Raw genomic sequence first — 14,300 nt, 5'->3', positions numbered from 1 at the left:
TTGAGTTATCGAGTGTGCTGAACAGTCACTTGGTGCTCGAGAAGGCGTTGATCTTGCCGAACGGTGCGCTTTGCATATCAACCTTGACCGCCATCAGTGGCGAGTTGTTGACCCAGACATCGTCGATCACGATGGTCTGGCCGATGTCATCCTTATCGGCGGCTACCAGCAGGTAGTAGGTGCCATCTTCTGTCGCTTCACCATCCCAACTGAGGTTGATCTGCCCGACCACGGCTTCGGCATGCGAGGGCTTGTCGGCGATCACCGCGCCGTAGGCGTCTAGCAGCATGGCGCGTGGCTTGAGGGCATATTTGCTGACGCCCATGCACGGGTCGTTGCACAGAGAGTGCACGTTGAGGGTGTAGCGTTCGCCTTTTTTCAGCTGCAGGGAAAAGATCCGGTAGTTGGAGATCGAGCTGCCGAAATCCAGGCGTGGCTCGTCGGCACTGATCGGCCACTGTGCGGCGAGCAGGCCAGGTTTCAGCGGCAGCGGAATGGCTTGGGTGTTGTGGATGGCCTCAAGGGCGCTTTTGGCCATCGGGCTTTTGCCCGCTTTGACGTCTTGCTGATAGGTCGTCTGCGGGTTGCTGGCGCAGGCGCCGAGCAGCAGGCTGGCGGCCAGAATCAGAAACTTATGCACGGTAAAACTCCTGTGTGACAACGTCCTTGTGTACACGCCTGGCGCTGGCGGCGCGGCGGGCGGGGATTCTACCCGCTTTGTTGGGCGCAGGCAGCGGCCAATCGGCCAAATCGACGAACTGCACACATTTGCTCGTGCGGTTCGTGGGCCTGCCGCGCATCCTGCGCGGCGGCCTGGTTTGCCTTGTGCTTAGCCTGAAAGCCCAACATAGACGTTCTGCACGTCATCATGAGCATCAAGGGCTTCGAGGAAGGCTTCGACTTCTTCGAGCTGCTCTGCGCTCAGGCTATTTACCGGATTTTTCGGGATATAGCCGATTTTCGCCGAGTTGACGTTGAAACCCTGCTCCGGCAGCGCGCGGCACACGGCGTCGAGATCGGTTGGCTCGGTGATAAACAGGGTGTTGCCGTCTTCGGCTGGCTCGAAATCCTGGGCGCCAGCTTCGATGGCGGCCATCTCTGGGTCGGCATCGCTCTCAGTGCTGGCCTCGATCATGCCGACGTGGTCGAAATCCCAAGTCACCGAGCCGGAAGCGCCCATCTGGCCCTTGCGGAACAGCACGCGGACTTCGGCCACGGTGCGGTTGATGTTGTCGGTCAGGCACTCGATGATCACTGGCACCTGATGTGGGGCGAAACCCTCATAGGTGGCTGAGTGAAAGGTCACGGTATCGCCGAGCAAGCCGGCGCCTTTCTTGATGGCCCGGTCGAGGGTTTCCTTGGGCATCGAGGCTTTTTTCGCCTGATGGATCGCCAGGCGCAGCTTGGGGTTCAGGTCCGGATCGGCGCCATTACGGGCGGCGATCATGATTTCCTTGACCAAACGGCCGAAAATCTTGCCTCTGGCGTTGGCCGCGGCTTCTTTAGGTTTGGCTTTCCACTGGGCGCCCATGGGGTATCTCGTCGTTGCGGGTTGATAGGTGGATTTCGGGTCTGCTGCGCGTCGGCGATACCGCGCTAAAAACGCGACGCTCGAGCTGCGCAAGATCCGAAAACAAATTCTAAGGGTTGCGATTCTAGCCCTTCGAGGCGCTGGCGGCACCTGTGGCGCTGCAATCTGCGGATCAGTGTTGTGCTGTACGGCTTATTTGCCGGGTTTCTGTATGGGCGCTATGGCGCTGCTGGCCGCTTTAATAAGCGCTGATTGATTAATCTGGAGCACCCATGCAACCCAAGGATTTACTGCTGGCTCTGGTGGTAATCATCGTCTGGGGCATGAATTTTGTGGTGATCAAGATCGGCCTGCACGAGATGCCGCCGATGCTGCTGGGCGCGTTGCGTTTTCTTCTGGCGGCCTTTCCGGCTGTGCTGTTTATAAAGCGCCCGCAGATTCCCCTGCGTTGGCTGCTGGCCTATGGCTTGACCATCTCGCTGGGGCAGTTTGCCTTTCTCTTCTCTGCGATGTCCGTCGGCATGCCGGCCGGCCTTGCATCGCTGGTGCTGCAGTCGCAGGCGCTATTTACCCTGCTGTTTGCTGTGCTGTTGTTGGGTGAGCGCTTTCGCCTGGTCAATCTGTTTGGGTTGTTGGTGGCTAGCGGCGGTTTACTGCTGATCGGCTCGCAGGGTAACGGCCTGATGACGTTGGCCGGTTTTCTGCTGACACTCTGCGCGGCGGCCATGTGGGCGCTGGGCAATATCGTCACGCGCAAGTTGGGCAAGGTGAATTTGGTGGGGCTGGTGGTGTGGGGCAGCCTGGTGCCGCCGCTGCCGTTTTTTGCGCTGTCCTGGATGTTGGAAGGCCCCGAGGTGATCGAGTCAGCGCTGCGCGGTTTTAGCCTGGATACGCTGCTGGTGCTGGTCTACCTGGCGTTCGGTGCGACCATTCTCGGTTATGGCCTTTGGAGCCGCTTGCTGTCGCGTTATCCGGCCAGCCAGGTGGCACCGTTCTCACTGCTGGTGCCGGTGGTCGGGCTGACCTCTGCCGCATTGCTACTCGATGAGCGCCTGAGCAGTTTGCAGTTAGTCGGAGTGCTGCTGGTGATGCTCGGCTTGCTGCTGAATGTCTGCGGCGGCTGGTTGCAGGAGCGTTTGCGCGCGCGCTGGGCCTAGACCTTATAAAACCTGTTTACGAGCTTGCGAGCTAGAGTCCTGCAAGGCGCTACGCCAGTAACAGCCTTCGACTGGTCAAAACGGCGATGAAGCGGACTGGGCTCGCACACGAGTGTACTGTTGTACATGAGCATTCTGAGTCTGTTTTTAGCGCAGCAGGGCCGACGCGCAGCAGATCGTAAGCAGGTTTTTAGCGTTTGCCCATGGCGCGGCGGGTACCACTTGGCGCTGGACCTATCTTCTTTTCGTGGCTCGATTTGTTGCCCTTCTGGTGCCAGGGCTGGTCGTTCTGTTTGCCGGAAGCAGCCTTAGCTGCCCCGAACAGCGAGGCAAAGCCGCTGGTTTTGGGTGCGCTGGTAGCGGCATTCTCGCTTTCGGACGGCGCTGCGCTGTCGGCAGGCTGAACGGCGAGTGTGGGTTCAGCTGCTGGAGTCTGGGTCATGGCAATGTCCGCGGGTGCGAGAAGAAAAGGCCGGCGAGTATACCTGGCTATTGCCCGAGGCTTGCGGTTGTTGGTCAGTGGCGCTGTGCCTGGCGGCGCTGCACGAAACGAAGGGATTCGCCGGGCCTGGGCGGCCCAGCGAGCGGGTAGGATCAGTCCTGGCGGCTGGTCACTTCCAGCAGGTGATAACCAAACTGGGTTTTCACCGGGCCTTGCACCACGTTGACCGGTGCGCTGAATACCACGGTGTCGAATTCCTTAACCATCTGGCCTGGGCCGAACGAGCCGAGGTCACCGCCGCTGCGGCTGGACGGGCAGCTGGAGTTGTCTTTGGCGACTTGGGCGAAGTCAGCACCGCCTTCGATGGCGGCTTTCAGTTCGTTGCACTTGTCTTCGCTGGCAACCAGGATGTGACGGGCAGTGGCGCGTGGCATGGGAATTACTCCTTATAAATAAGCGACAAAGCCTACCGTAATCAGTCGGTCAGGCAAACGCCGCAGGGATAGCGGGTTAGCAAAAGGCCTACCCATGGGGGTAAGCCGCTAGGGTGTTTCAGCAGGCGTTAACCGCGCTGCTCGGCCTGGCAGGCAGCTGCGGTGAACAGCACGTCGGTGGAAGAATTCAGCGCAGTTTCCGCAGAGTCTTGGACGATACCGATGATAAAGCCGACGGCGACGACCTGCATGGCCACATCATTGGGAATACCGAACAGGCTGCACGCCAGCGGGATCAGCAGCAACGAGCCACCTGCTACGCCCGATGCACCGCAGGCGCTGATCGAGGCGAGCAGGCTGAGCAGCAAGGCTGTCGGCAGATCGATGGCGATGCCCAGGGTGTGCACCGCGGCCAGGGTCAGCACGGTGATGGTGATCGCCGCGCCGGCCATGTTGATGGTCGCGCCCAGTGGGATCGATACCGAGTAGGTTTCCTCATGCAGGCCTAGGCGCTGGCAGAGCTGCAGGTTGACCGGGATATTGGCTGCTGAGCTGCGGGTAAAGAACGCCGTCAGGCCGCTTTCGCGCAGGCAGGTCAGCACCAGCGGGTAGGGGTTGCGCCGGGTCTTGAAGTAGACAATCGCCGGGTTGCTCACCAGTGCGACAAACAGCATGCAGCCTACTAGCACTAGCAACAGGTGTAGGTAATCAAGCAGGGCCGACATGCCTGATTCGGCCAACGTTGCCGCAACCAAGCCGAAGATCCCGAGCGGTGCCAGGCGAATCACCAGCTTGACGATACTGGTTACTCCACTAGAGAGGTCAGCGAGCATCTGCTTGCTGTTGGGGCTGGCGTGGCGAAAGGCAAAGCCCAGGGCGATGGCCCAGGCCAGGATGCCGATAAAGTTGCCTTTGAGCAGGGCATTGACCGGGTTATCTACCACATTCAGCAGCAGGGTTTTCAACACTTCGCTAATGCCGCCAGGGGGCGACAATTCGGCGCTGTTAATCACCAGGGTCAGGCTGGACGGGAAGGCAAAGCTGGCGGCCACCGCGATCAGCGCCGCGCTGAAGGTGCCGATCAGGTAAAGCAGCAGAATTGGTTTGATATGGGTCTGCTGGCCTTGTTGATGGTTGGCAATCGACGCCGCCACCAGCACGAATACCAGCACCGGAGCTACGGCCTTCAGCGCCGAGACAAACACCGTGCCGAGGAAGCTGACGCTTGCCGCGGCGTCGGGCAGGAACAACGCCAAGGCGATACCGGCCACCAGGCCAATGGCAATTTGCAGCACCAGGCTGGTGCGGTTGAGCAGTTGGATAAGCGGGTTTTGGGCAGTCATGACATGCATCTCTACTTGGCGGGCAGGCCTGCGATCTCTTTTTATTGCCGGCCGGGCTCGGGGCGCGGGGGCTGGATGCATGGCTGCAGTGCGCGTTATGAGGCTTTTCGCGGGGGGGATGAAACAAGGCCACGCTGAAAAATAGCGCGCGACTCTATCACAATGACTCGCTGTCACGCGCTGGCGCAGTGCGAGCCACGTCCAGCGGCGCATATGCCTATCAACCGGCCGTCAGGCGGGCTAGGCTAGGGCCTTTGCGAGGCCATGAGGTGGTTATGTTCAACGAAGATACGAGTGCTCCGGCTCTTGAACCCCTGACGATCGTCGAGGCGCGGGTGCTGGGTTGCCTGGTCGAAAAACAGTTGACCACCCCCGAAGCCTATCCTCTGACGCTGAACGCCTTGGTGCTGGCCTGTAATCAGAAAACCAGCCGTGAGCCGGTGCTCAACCTTACCGCCGGCCAGGTCGGCCAGGCCTTGCGCAGTCTGGAAGGGCGCGAAATGGCGCGCCTGGTAATGGGCAGTCGCGCGGATCGCTGGGAGCACCGCGCCGATAAGGCGCTGGAGTTGGTGGCGGCGCAGGTGGTATTGCTCGGTCTGCTGTTATTGCGTGGCCCGCAAACCATCAACGAACTGCTTACGCGCAGCAGCCGCATGCATGATTTTGATGATGCCGAGCAGGTGCAGCATCACCTTGACCGCCTGATCAGCCGACAGCTTGTCTGCCTGTTGTCGCGTCAGCCCGGGCAGCGCGAAGAGCGTTATATGCATGTGCTGGGTGATCCGGCGGATCTGCAGGCGGCACTTGCAGCCAGGGCCAGTGAGCCGCAGCGCGCCACGGCGGGCGGTCAGCAGGATGAGCGTTTGGAGGCTCTGGAAGCGCGCATCGCCGCTCTGGAAGAACGCTTGGCACAGTTGGAATCGCCTACGCAATAAACATAAAAGGTGCTCGATTGAGCACCTTTTATGTTGTCGATTATCGCCGATCAGCTGTAGCGTAGCCCTGGTGTGCGTTCAGCACCGCCTTCAGCAACGCGGTTAGCGCCAGTACGCTCGGCGCCGCCTTCGGCTAAGCGGTTAGCGCCAGTGCGGTCGGCACCACCTTCAGCAACGCGGTTAGCCCCAGTACGTTCGGCACCGCCTTCGGCTAAGCGGTTAGCGCCAGTGCGCTCGGCACCGCCTTCGGCTACGTGGTTAGCGCCAGTACGCTCGGCACCACCTTCAGTTTGCAGGTTGCTACCAAAACCCATCAGGGTTTCTACGCTGCTGTCCTGCATTTCGCCCAACAATGGCTGCGGGTTGTTCTGTGGCAGGGCAAAGGCACTGATAGACAGGCTGCTTAGGATCACGGCGGTAAGAATTTGCTTTTTCATGTTCAGGCTCCTCGTAAGGGCGGGTAGTAAGTGAGTACGGAGCCAATAATACGGATGAAAATTTGATGAAGAAGTGCAGGCTGAGCATGGTAAACATCGACGGTATCGATAGTCGGTTTAATTATTTATTAATCATGTTGTTACGTGTATTTTTTGATACCGACCAAGTAGTTTTTGGAGCGAATGTACATGATCATTAACATCTAATTTATCGATGTGTTTGGCGCTATAGTCTGTGCTTCAGGTAGCGGGTGTGGCTTTGCTTGAAATATCAAACGGCTGGTGCGTATTTTGTACGCCTCGCCGTTTTCACTGCGGCCTCTTGCTCAATAAGGACAACAGCAATATGAGTACCCCAGACCGCACTGCCTTGGCTGAACTGCTGCGTGGTGTTGATGAAATCGAATGCGTGACGCCCGATCTCAATGGTGTGCCGCGCGGTAAGGTGATGACGGCTGAGGGGTTCTTAGAGGGGCGGCGCCTGCAGTTGGCGCGTGGGGTGTTGCTGCAATGCATCATGGGTGGCTACCCGGCGCCGTGTTATTACGGCAGTGATGACGGTGACCTGGCCTTGAATGCCGAACCGACGCAGATTCACCGGCTGCCCTGGAGTGAAACGCCGCGCGCGCTGGCCATCTGCGATGCCGATGAGCTGGATGGTCGCAGCTCCGGCTTGTCCACCCGCGGCCTGCTCAAACAGGTGATCGCGCGTTATGCCAGTCATGGCTGGCAGCCGGTGGTGGCGACCGAACTGGAGTTTTTTGTATTTGCCCGTAATGCCGACCCACTGCAGCCGTTTCAGCCGCCGTTGGGCCTGGATGGTCGGCGCGAAGATGGCGGGTCGGCCTTTAGCGTGAGCTCCAACAACGGTCTGCGCCCGTTCTTCCAAGAGGTCTATCAATGCATGGCGGCCCTGGGGTTGCCGCGCGATACCGTTATGCATGAGATGGGTGTCAGCCAGTTCGAGATCAACCTGTTGCACGGCGATCCGCTGCTGCTGGCGGACCAGACTTTTCTGTTCAAGCACCTGCTCAAGGAAGTCGCGCTCAAGCACGGGCTCACTGTGGTGTGTATGGCCAAACCATTGGCACACACACCCGGCAGCTCCATGCATATTCATCAGAGCGTGGTGGCGCAGGACGGTGGGCGGAATATTTTTAGCGCGGCCGATGGCCAGGCAACGCCGGCGTTCTATCAATTTATCGCCGGACAGCAGGCAGCCATGGCCGACTTCACTCTGTTATTTGCCCCGCATGTGAACTCGTATCAGCGCCTTTGTCATCCTTATGCATCGCCGAACAACGCCTGCTGGTCGGAGGATAATCGCGCTGCCGGCCTGCGCATTCCGGCCAGTGCGCCGGTAGCGCGGCGGGTGGAGAACCGCCTGCCGGGCGCCGATGCCAATCCTTATCTGGCGTTGGCGGCGAGTCTTGCGGCAGGTCTGTACGGGATTGAACAGCAGCTGCAGCCCAGCGCGCCAATCCAAGGCGAGTTCGAAGTGCCAGACGAATTGGCGCTACCCTGTACCATGCATGCCGCGATTGAGCGTCTCAAGCGCAGTGGCTTGGCGCTGGAACTGTTCGGCAAAGAGTTCATCGAAGGCTACATTGCCAGCAAGACGTTGGAACTCACCAGCTTCTATAACGAAATTACCCCGTGGGAGCGTCGCGTACTGGCGGCCCACGCCTAGAGTCTTTCCGCCGGACAGGGTTTCGGCGGCCTTTATGGAGCCATGTGCTGCCCCATGTCTGTGATCCTTAAGTCATTTAGTTCGTTGTATTTCGCCACCCTGTTGATGCTGTTGGGCTCGGGTTTGTTGAGTACTTATCTGGCGTTGCGGCTGGCGGAAACGGCCGATGGGTTGTGGGTCGGTGCGCTGATGGCGGCCAATTACCTGGGGCTGGTGCTGGGCGGCAAAATTGGCCATCGCTTGATCGCCCGGGTGGGTCACATCCGGGCCTATGTCGCCTGCGCCGGCGTGGTTACCGCTGCGGTGCTTGGACATGGCTTGAGTGATTGGCTGCCCAGTTGGTTGCTGCTGCGGATGCTGGTTGGCCTAGGCATGATGTGCCAGTACATGGTGATCGAGAGCTGGCTCAATGAGCAGGCGGAAACCAGCCAGCGTGGCCAGGTGTTTGCTGGCTATATGGGGGCTTCTTACCTCGGCTTGATCCTTGGCCAGCTGGTACTGGTGGTGCATCCGACGCTGGGTCTTGAGCTACTAATGCTGGTGGCGCTGTGCTTTGCCCTGTGTTTGGTACCGGTGGCCTTGACCCGCAAGCTGCACCCTGCGCCATTACACCCGGCGCCGCTGGAAATGCGCTTTTTTATCGAGCGCGTGCCGTTGTCGCTGACCACCATTGTGGTGTCGGGCTTGTTGATCGGCTCGTTCTATGGCCTGGCGCCGCTGTACGGCACACGTATGGGCTTGTCCACTGAGCAGATCGGTCTGTTTATGGGGTGCTGCATCATCGCCGGCCTGGTGGTGCAGTGGCCGTTGGGCTGGTTGTCTGATCGACATGATCGCGTGCAACTGATTCGTGGTTGCGCTGCTTTGCTGGCACTGGCGGCGCTGCCCTTGGCAATTCTGCCGCAGGCCAGCTTGCCGCTGTTGTTTGCCGGCGGTTTTGCGGTGTGCGCCCTGCAATTCAGTCTTTACCCGCTGGCGGTGGCGCTGGCCAATGATCATGTCGAGGCTGAGCGACGGGTATCGCTGACCGCGATGCTGCTGGTGACTTTCGGTGTTGGTGCGAGTATCGGGCCGCTGCTGGCGGGTGTGCTGATGCGCTTTCTTGGCGCCAACATGCTGTATGTTTTCGTCTGTGTCTGCGCCTTGATTCTGGTGCTACGTATCCGGCCAGAGCGCGTCACCCATCTGCATCAGGTTGAAGACGCGCCGCTGCACCATATCCCCATGCCGGATAGCACCACCAGCTCGCCGCTGACGGCAGCCCTCGACCCGCGTGTCGATGAGCAAGTGGTGCATGAGCAGATGCACGACAACATTACAGTGCAAGAGCCAGCAGCTGAGCCTACGGCTCCAGCAGAGCCGCGTGAATGACGCCGCTGCTTAGTGTGGTGATCCCAGTGCGCAATGAGGCGCAGGCGTTACCGGGTTTGCTGGATGATTTGGCGGATTTGCGCTCCACTGGTGCCGAGTTGATCCTGGTCGATGGCGGCAGCAGTGATGGTACCTGCGAACTGGCGCTGGGGCGGGTTGATCAGTTACTCCGAACATCCCCCGGTCGTGCATTGCAGATGAATGCTGGTGCGACCTTGGCTCGCGGGGAGTACCTGTGGTTCGTGCATGGCGATACGCGGGTTAGTGCCGAGTCCCTTATAAGTTTGCAAAAGGCGTTGAGCGAGCGGCCAATGTGGGGGCGTTTCGATGTGCGCCTGTCGGGTCCTGGCCTGGCATTACGGCTGATTGGCGCGATGATCAATCTGCGTTCGCGCCTTAGCGGAATAGCTTCTGGCGATCAGGGAGTATTTGTTGTCCGGCAGCGATTCGAGGCTTTGGGTGGTTATGCGCCGATTCCGTTAATGGAAGATTTGCACCTTTGTCGCCGTTTGAAAGTGCTGGCATGGCCGCGCTGTCTGCGCCCGCCGCTTGTAACGTCTAGCCGGCGCTGGGAGCAGAATGGAATCTGGCGTACCGTGGTGCTGATGTGGTGTTTGCGGCTGGCCTATTACTGTGGCGTCAGCCCGGAAAAACTCGCTCGTCAGTACCGTCGAGGGTCGCTGCTATGAATCTGTCGATCTCATTGCATATGCTCGCTCGAGCACCCGTACCGGGTCGGGTAAAGACACGGTTGATCCCGGCATTGGGGGCGCAGGGTGCTTGTGATTTGCAGCGGCTGTTGCTGGAGCGCGCCTTGCAGTTACCGGCTTATGGCTTTAGCGAGCGCTTTCTCTGGCTGGATGATTTGCCGGATGCTGGTTTGCAGCAGCTGGCGCAAAACCTCGGCTGGACGCTGGTAGAGCAACCGGCTGGCGATCTGGGTGAGCGTATGCGCCGTATTGCCACGCTGGGATTGGCCGAAAGCGATGCAGTAATTCTGATCGGTAATGACTGCCCGGCGCTTGATGGCAGTTATCTGCAGGCGGCGTGCGATGCATTGCAGAAGCAGCCCGTGGTGATCGGTCCGGCCGAAGATGGCGGTTATGTGCTGCTAGGATTGCGTCGCATGACCGCCAGCTTGTTCAGCGATATGCCGTGGGGCACGGAGCGGGTCTTCGCTATAACGCTGCAACGCCTGCAGCAGCTGGGCTGGCGTCCGGCGCTGCTGACTACGTTGTGGGATGTGGATCGGCCTGAGGATCTGTCACGCCTGGCGGCGTTGGATATCCTTATCTGACGCTAGAACAGCCCGTCGCTTTCAACGCGGCGCGCTTCACGTTGTAGCTGGTAGACGAAGCGTTCGACCAATCGCTGTTCCTGGCCGTTGATGCGATGGAAACGTGCGCCGACAAAGGTGGTGTCGACCTTCTCCTCGTACTGCACATGACGCATTTCAATGGCAGTGGTCATGGCACCGAAAGGAAATCTTGCAGTAAAGCGCTCGTATACTTGGCCAGCTTGCAGGCTGCTGCTGATATTGCCCGGGAAGCGTAATTTGCAGCCGGTTGCCGAGATGTCCAGCAATAGCCCAGGTAGGGCGGCGCGCAGCTTATCGCCGGCCAGCTCGACTTTGATCAGCTCAGCCTGTTTAAGCGGGGCGCGGAATGCGCTGCGCCGTTGGTGATAGGTCACCTCAAGCGGCATCGGGCTAAAGTAGCAGCGCGCGCCTTCATGCTCGGCGATACGCACGTTCTCTTCGCATTTCCAGGCTACACGCACACCTTCATGAAACGCCTCGACATTGAAGGCTTCGCCGTTGGCCAGGTAGCGCTCGCCGTCACTTGGCATCAGTTCATCGAGAATCAGCAGCTTCTTGTCGCGATCAACTTCGATCACGTAGCTCTGGAAGCGTTGGTTGCGTTCGTGGAAGGTGATGATCAGCGGGTCATGGTTTTGTTGCAGTTGGCGCAGGTTGGCAACTATTTCCACCGGTGCCTTGAGCACCTTGGGCGGCTGCGGGCCATCTTCCTGGCTAAAAGGACTGGACACGGTCCATAACTCTCCGAGCAAATGCTATGGCACTAGCATACTGGCAATGTGACAGTATGTCCCCTGTGCCTTTTATAGGTTTCAGGCCTGGCTGAGCGGGCGCTGCTGGCCGATTCTAGCGGCACTGCCGCGGCTGTCATAGAGGCTGGGCGTCTCGTTGCCACGTAGAATGCCGAGCATGCTCTGTGCTGAGGCGTGGCTGGAGCGAATCAATCGACCATTACGCAGGTTTGCCGCTTGGCAGCGTTCGAGCAGGGCATTGAGCTTATCGCCACGCTCAAGCAGCAGTTCACCCTGATTGGACTGTGCGGCAAGGGCTTGCAGCCCTTCGCGATTGGGGGCGAGGTTAAGGCTGGCGAGTACTTGGCTGCGCTCTTTGCCATGCTGGTCGAGTAGGGCCAGCAGCGGTAGTTTTTCCGCCAAAATGCCCTGCAGGCGGGGAAGGTCGCGATCATTCAGCGCTTGGAATTCGGTGTCGATCAATTCAAGCAACTGCTCGGCCGTGCCGATATCGTCGGTGAATAGTTCAAGCAGGTTTGTGTCATGCATTGCGGGCTCTTCGGGGTAATAAGCGATTCAAGGCATTGCTTGAAGCGTCTATTGGGCGACCATTTACCCCAGCGTAGCCCTGTGACTAGCGCTGGGACTCGAAATTAAGCAGTTTGCTAGCGACGCGCTGGCTATCAACTTGGTAGCTACCGTCTTCGATTGCCTGCTTGAGCTGGGCGACACGCTCTTTGTTTACGGTTGGCTGATCGCGCAGCTTCTCGCTGACTTTCTGCAACTGTTGGGCCTCACGGCTCAGTTGTACCGACTCGCCGCTTTTGCCGGCTTGTTGTGGCGCCTGCTCAGCAGATTTGGCCGCGGTTTCAGGTTGTTTGCTGCCGATGGCTTCGTTCTTGCCACCTGCCTGCGCACTGCCGGTCCGCCCCGAATTGGCTGGCGTTGCGGCATTGTTAAGCCGGTTGATGTCGATGACCATGATGCAAAACCTCGAACAGTATTTGGACGCTTGCCTAGCTTGTCGGCATTGCCTTGGAAAACTTTAGGGCAAAAATATCTGCGTCGGTTAACAGTCTAAACACAGTGTGGATAATCGTCAGCTCCACGAGCGCACAAAGTTAAGACAAGAAGCATCGCTACATTGCCACTTCAACTTGCCCAGGCCCGACCACGCGGGCTCTGATGACCCGATTCGAGCGTTGGTTGCGTACGCTGATCTGCTTGCCAATAGTGCCGTCTGATAGGGCTTCGCCCGGCATACGTACACTGATACCGCCACTGTGGGCGCTGATTACGACCTGGTCGCCTTTACGTATGGCTTCAGCTGCTTGCACATGGCTCGGCGTAAGCACTTGATCTGGCGATAGTGGGCGCGTCAATTTTTTGCCGATTGCCTGTCGCAGGGCAGTGAGATAGCCCTGGTTAAGCAGGCCAACATCGCGCTCCGCCAGTGCGATATCCATGTCCGTCACTATATTGTTGCGCTTCAGAGGACGACTGACGATCACCACCTCGCGGTATAGACGCACTTGCCCAGGCACGAACACTGTCCATGGAGCGGCGCCATCGCAGCGTACGCGCAACGTCACCCGGCCAATAGGCTCGGCAGGGCTTTCCAGAGTGGTAGTCAGAGGTTGTTCGCACAGCGGCAGGCGCAGGCGTGGGTCGAGCCGGTTGATTTGAATCTCATGGCGGCCAGCGATGTTGCTACGCTGTAAATAATCGCTCACCGCTTGCTCAAGAAAAACCTCGCCAGCGCCGATAAGTTGTTCAGGCCGCGTGGCGTTGGCGGTTACCAAGGCGCTATAGCCGAGTGCCAGCAAAGCGGGTACAACTGCCAGCCAGTAGCGGCATTTTGCCATTGAGTGTCGGTTAGTTGTCGTTTCAATGTTCATATGGGTTAGATAGCAAGGCGCGTGCCGCCTGCTACGCTGACAGCAATCTGTTACTCAAATAAGGAGTTTGGGTATGGCCGGTGTGATGGATTCGGTTAACCAGCGAACTCAGTTGGTTGGACAGAATCGTTTGGAGTTGTTGCTGTTTCGTTTGAACAGCAACCAGCTGTATGGGATCAACGTATTCAAGGTGAAAGAGGTGCTGCAATGCCCCAAGCTCACCATCATGCCGAAATCCAGTCCGGTCGTTCGCGGTGTCGCTAATATCCGCGGCGGTACTATCCCGATTCTTGATCTGTCCATGGCCACCGGCAGCGCGCCGCTGGCTAATATCGACAACAGCTTTGTCATCATCACTGAATACAACACCAAGGTTCAGGGCTTTCTGGTGCAATCGGTCGAGCGCATCGTCAATATGAACTGGGAGTCGATTCATCCACCACCCAAGGGCACCGGCCGCGACCATTATCTGACGGCGGTAACCCACCTGGACGACAAGATGGTCGAGATCATCGATGTCGAGAAGATTCTGGCCGAGGTGGCGCCGACATCCGAAGTTATTTCCGAAGGTGTTCTCACTGCTGAGACCCAGGCACGTGCGGTGAGTATGCGCGTGCTGACCTGCGACGATTCCTCGGTGGCGCGCAAGCAGGTCACCCGCTGCCTGGAGACTGTCGGTGTGGAGGTCGTGGCGCTGAACGACGGACGTCAGGCGCTGGACTATCTGAAGGCAATGGTTGAAGAAGGCAAAAATCCCGCAAATGAATTCTTGATGCTGATTTCCGACATTGAGATGCCGGAAATGGATGGCTACACGCTTACCGCAGAGATCCGCGCTGATCCGCGCATGCAAAAGCTGCACATCATCCTGCATACTTCGTTATCGGGCGTGTTCAACCAGGCCATGGTGAAAAAGGTGGGCGCAGATGATTTTCTCGCCAAGTTTCGCCCGGATGACTTGGCGGCACGAGTAGCTGACCGCATCAATATCGCGGCAGGGGACTGAGGGCTTG

17 protein-coding genes are annotated in these 14,300 nt (G+C 58.7%); 7 read left to right on the top strand and 10 right to left on the bottom strand.

Annotated elements, in window-relative coordinates; genetic code table 11:
* Positions 1-25: 25 nt before the first annotated feature.
* Positions 26-640 carry a hypothetical protein gene (locus AACY25_RS03170; RefSeq protein ID WP_339522462.1) on the bottom strand — a complete coding sequence of 205 codons (615 nt, stop codon included), beginning with the start codon at positions 638-640 and terminating at the stop codon, positions 26-28.
* A 189-nt stretch (positions 641-829) separates the two neighbouring features.
* Positions 830-1,531, bottom strand: a complete 702-nt coding sequence (locus AACY25_RS03165; protein WP_339522461.1) for a YebC/PmpR family DNA-binding transcriptional regulator — start codon at positions 1,529-1,531, stop codon at positions 830-832.
* A gap of 272 nt (positions 1,532-1,803) precedes the next feature.
* Here AACY25_RS03165 and AACY25_RS03160 point away from each other — a divergent pair, with 272 nt between their 5' ends.
* A complete protein-coding gene (locus AACY25_RS03160; RefSeq protein WP_339522460.1) occupies positions 1,804-2,688 on the top strand; it encodes an EamA family transporter in 885 nt (294 codons plus the stop codon).
* A 190-nt stretch (positions 2,689-2,878) separates the two neighbouring features.
* On the opposite strand, the gene AACY25_RS03155 is transcribed toward AACY25_RS03160, so the two are convergent.
* From AACY25_RS03155 to sstT, 3 genes are all read right to left on the bottom strand, one after another.
* Positions 2,879-3,130 carry a hypothetical protein gene (locus AACY25_RS03155; RefSeq protein WP_339522459.1) on the bottom strand — a complete coding sequence of 84 codons (252 nt, stop codon included), beginning with the start codon at positions 3,128-3,130 and terminating at the stop codon, positions 2,879-2,881.
* 152 nt (positions 3,131-3,282) lie between these two features.
* Positions 3,283-3,564, bottom strand: coding sequence for a peptidylprolyl isomerase (locus AACY25_RS03150; RefSeq protein WP_339522458.1), 282 nt, complete (start codon positions 3,562-3,564; stop codon positions 3,283-3,285).
* Positions 3,565-3,692: 128 nt separating this feature from the next.
* Positions 3,693-4,907 (bottom strand): serine/threonine transporter SstT, encoded by a 1,215-nt coding sequence (gene sstT, locus AACY25_RS03145; RefSeq protein WP_339522457.1) that lies wholly within the window; start codon positions 4,905-4,907, stop codon positions 3,693-3,695.
* 275 nt (positions 4,908-5,182) lie between these two features.
* On the opposite strand from sstT, the gene AACY25_RS03140 reads away from it, so the two are divergent.
* Positions 5,183-5,842, top strand: a complete 660-nt coding sequence (locus AACY25_RS03140; protein ID WP_339522455.1) for a YceH family protein — start codon at positions 5,183-5,185, stop codon at positions 5,840-5,842.
* 50 nt (positions 5,843-5,892) lie between these two features.
* Here the strand turns inward: AACY25_RS03140 and AACY25_RS03135 are convergent, their stop codons facing one another.
* Complete coding sequence (locus AACY25_RS03135) at positions 5,893-6,279, bottom strand: phage infection protein (RefSeq protein WP_339522453.1); 387 nt, start codon at positions 6,277-6,279, stop codon at positions 5,893-5,895.
* A gap of 448 nt (positions 6,280-6,727) precedes the next feature.
* Between AACY25_RS03135 and AACY25_RS03130 the strand changes: the two genes are divergently transcribed.
* The 4 genes from AACY25_RS03130 to AACY25_RS03115 are packed head-to-tail and all read left to right on the top strand — an operon-like array spanning position 6,728 to position 10,637.
* On the top strand, positions 6,728-7,969 hold the full coding sequence (locus tag AACY25_RS03130) for a glutamine synthetase family protein (protein ID WP_339523809.1): 1,242 nt from the start codon (positions 6,728-6,730) through the stop codon (positions 7,967-7,969).
* Between the two features lie 54 nt (positions 7,970-8,023).
* Positions 8,024-9,340, top strand: a complete 1,317-nt coding sequence (locus tag AACY25_RS03125; RefSeq protein WP_339522452.1) for an MFS transporter — start codon at positions 8,024-8,026, stop codon at positions 9,338-9,340.
* Positions 9,337-10,029, top strand: a complete 693-nt coding sequence (locus AACY25_RS03120; protein WP_339522451.1) for a TIGR04283 family arsenosugar biosynthesis glycosyltransferase — start codon at positions 9,337-9,339, stop codon at positions 10,027-10,029. The genes AACY25_RS03125 and AACY25_RS03120 overlap by 4 nt, the downstream gene beginning before the upstream one ends.
* Positions 10,026-10,637 carry a TIGR04282 family arsenosugar biosynthesis glycosyltransferase gene (locus AACY25_RS03115; RefSeq protein WP_339522449.1) on the top strand — a complete coding sequence of 204 codons (612 nt, stop codon included), beginning with the start codon at positions 10,026-10,028 and terminating at the stop codon, positions 10,635-10,637. Before AACY25_RS03120 ends, AACY25_RS03115 begins: the two co-directional genes overlap by 4 nt.
* A 2-nt stretch (positions 10,638-10,639) precedes the next feature.
* On the opposite strand, the gene AACY25_RS03110 is transcribed toward AACY25_RS03115, so the two are convergent.
* From AACY25_RS03110 to flgA, 4 genes are all read right to left on the bottom strand, one after another.
* The gene (locus tag AACY25_RS03110) at positions 10,640-11,389 is read right to left on the bottom strand and encodes a flagellar brake protein (protein WP_339522447.1); all 750 of its coding nucleotides are present in this window, start codon (positions 11,387-11,389) and stop codon (positions 10,640-10,642) included.
* An 81-nt stretch (positions 11,390-11,470) separates the two neighbouring features.
* The gene (locus AACY25_RS03105; RefSeq protein ID WP_339522445.1) at positions 11,471-11,938 is read right to left on the bottom strand and encodes a flagella synthesis protein FlgN; all 468 of its coding nucleotides are present in this window, start codon (positions 11,936-11,938) and stop codon (positions 11,471-11,473) included.
* Between the two features lie 85 nt (positions 11,939-12,023).
* Positions 12,024-12,371, bottom strand: coding sequence for a flagellar biosynthesis anti-sigma factor FlgM (flgM, locus tag AACY25_RS03100; protein ID WP_339522444.1), 348 nt, complete (start codon positions 12,369-12,371; stop codon positions 12,024-12,026).
* 157 nt (positions 12,372-12,528) lie between these two features.
* Entirely contained in the window at positions 12,529-13,287 is a 759-nt protein-coding gene (gene flgA, locus AACY25_RS03095) for a flagellar basal body P-ring formation chaperone FlgA (protein WP_339522443.1), read from the bottom strand.
* A gap of 73 nt (positions 13,288-13,360) precedes the next feature.
* On the opposite strand from flgA, the gene AACY25_RS03090 reads away from it, so the two are divergent.
* The gene (locus tag AACY25_RS03090; protein ID WP_339522442.1) at positions 13,361-14,293 is read left to right on the top strand and encodes a chemotaxis protein CheV; all 933 of its coding nucleotides are present in this window, start codon (positions 13,361-13,363) and stop codon (positions 14,291-14,293) included.
* The last annotated feature ends 7 nt before the right edge of the window (positions 14,294-14,300 follow it).

The organism is Pseudomonas sp. EA_35y_Pfl2_R111 (genome assembly GCF_963970955.1).
Lineage (GTDB): Bacteria > Pseudomonadota > Gammaproteobacteria > Pseudomonadales > Pseudomonadaceae > Aquipseudomonas.
The sequence above is the reverse complement of the archived record's forward strand: the minus strand, read 5'-3'. Positions and strand labels throughout refer to the sequence as shown.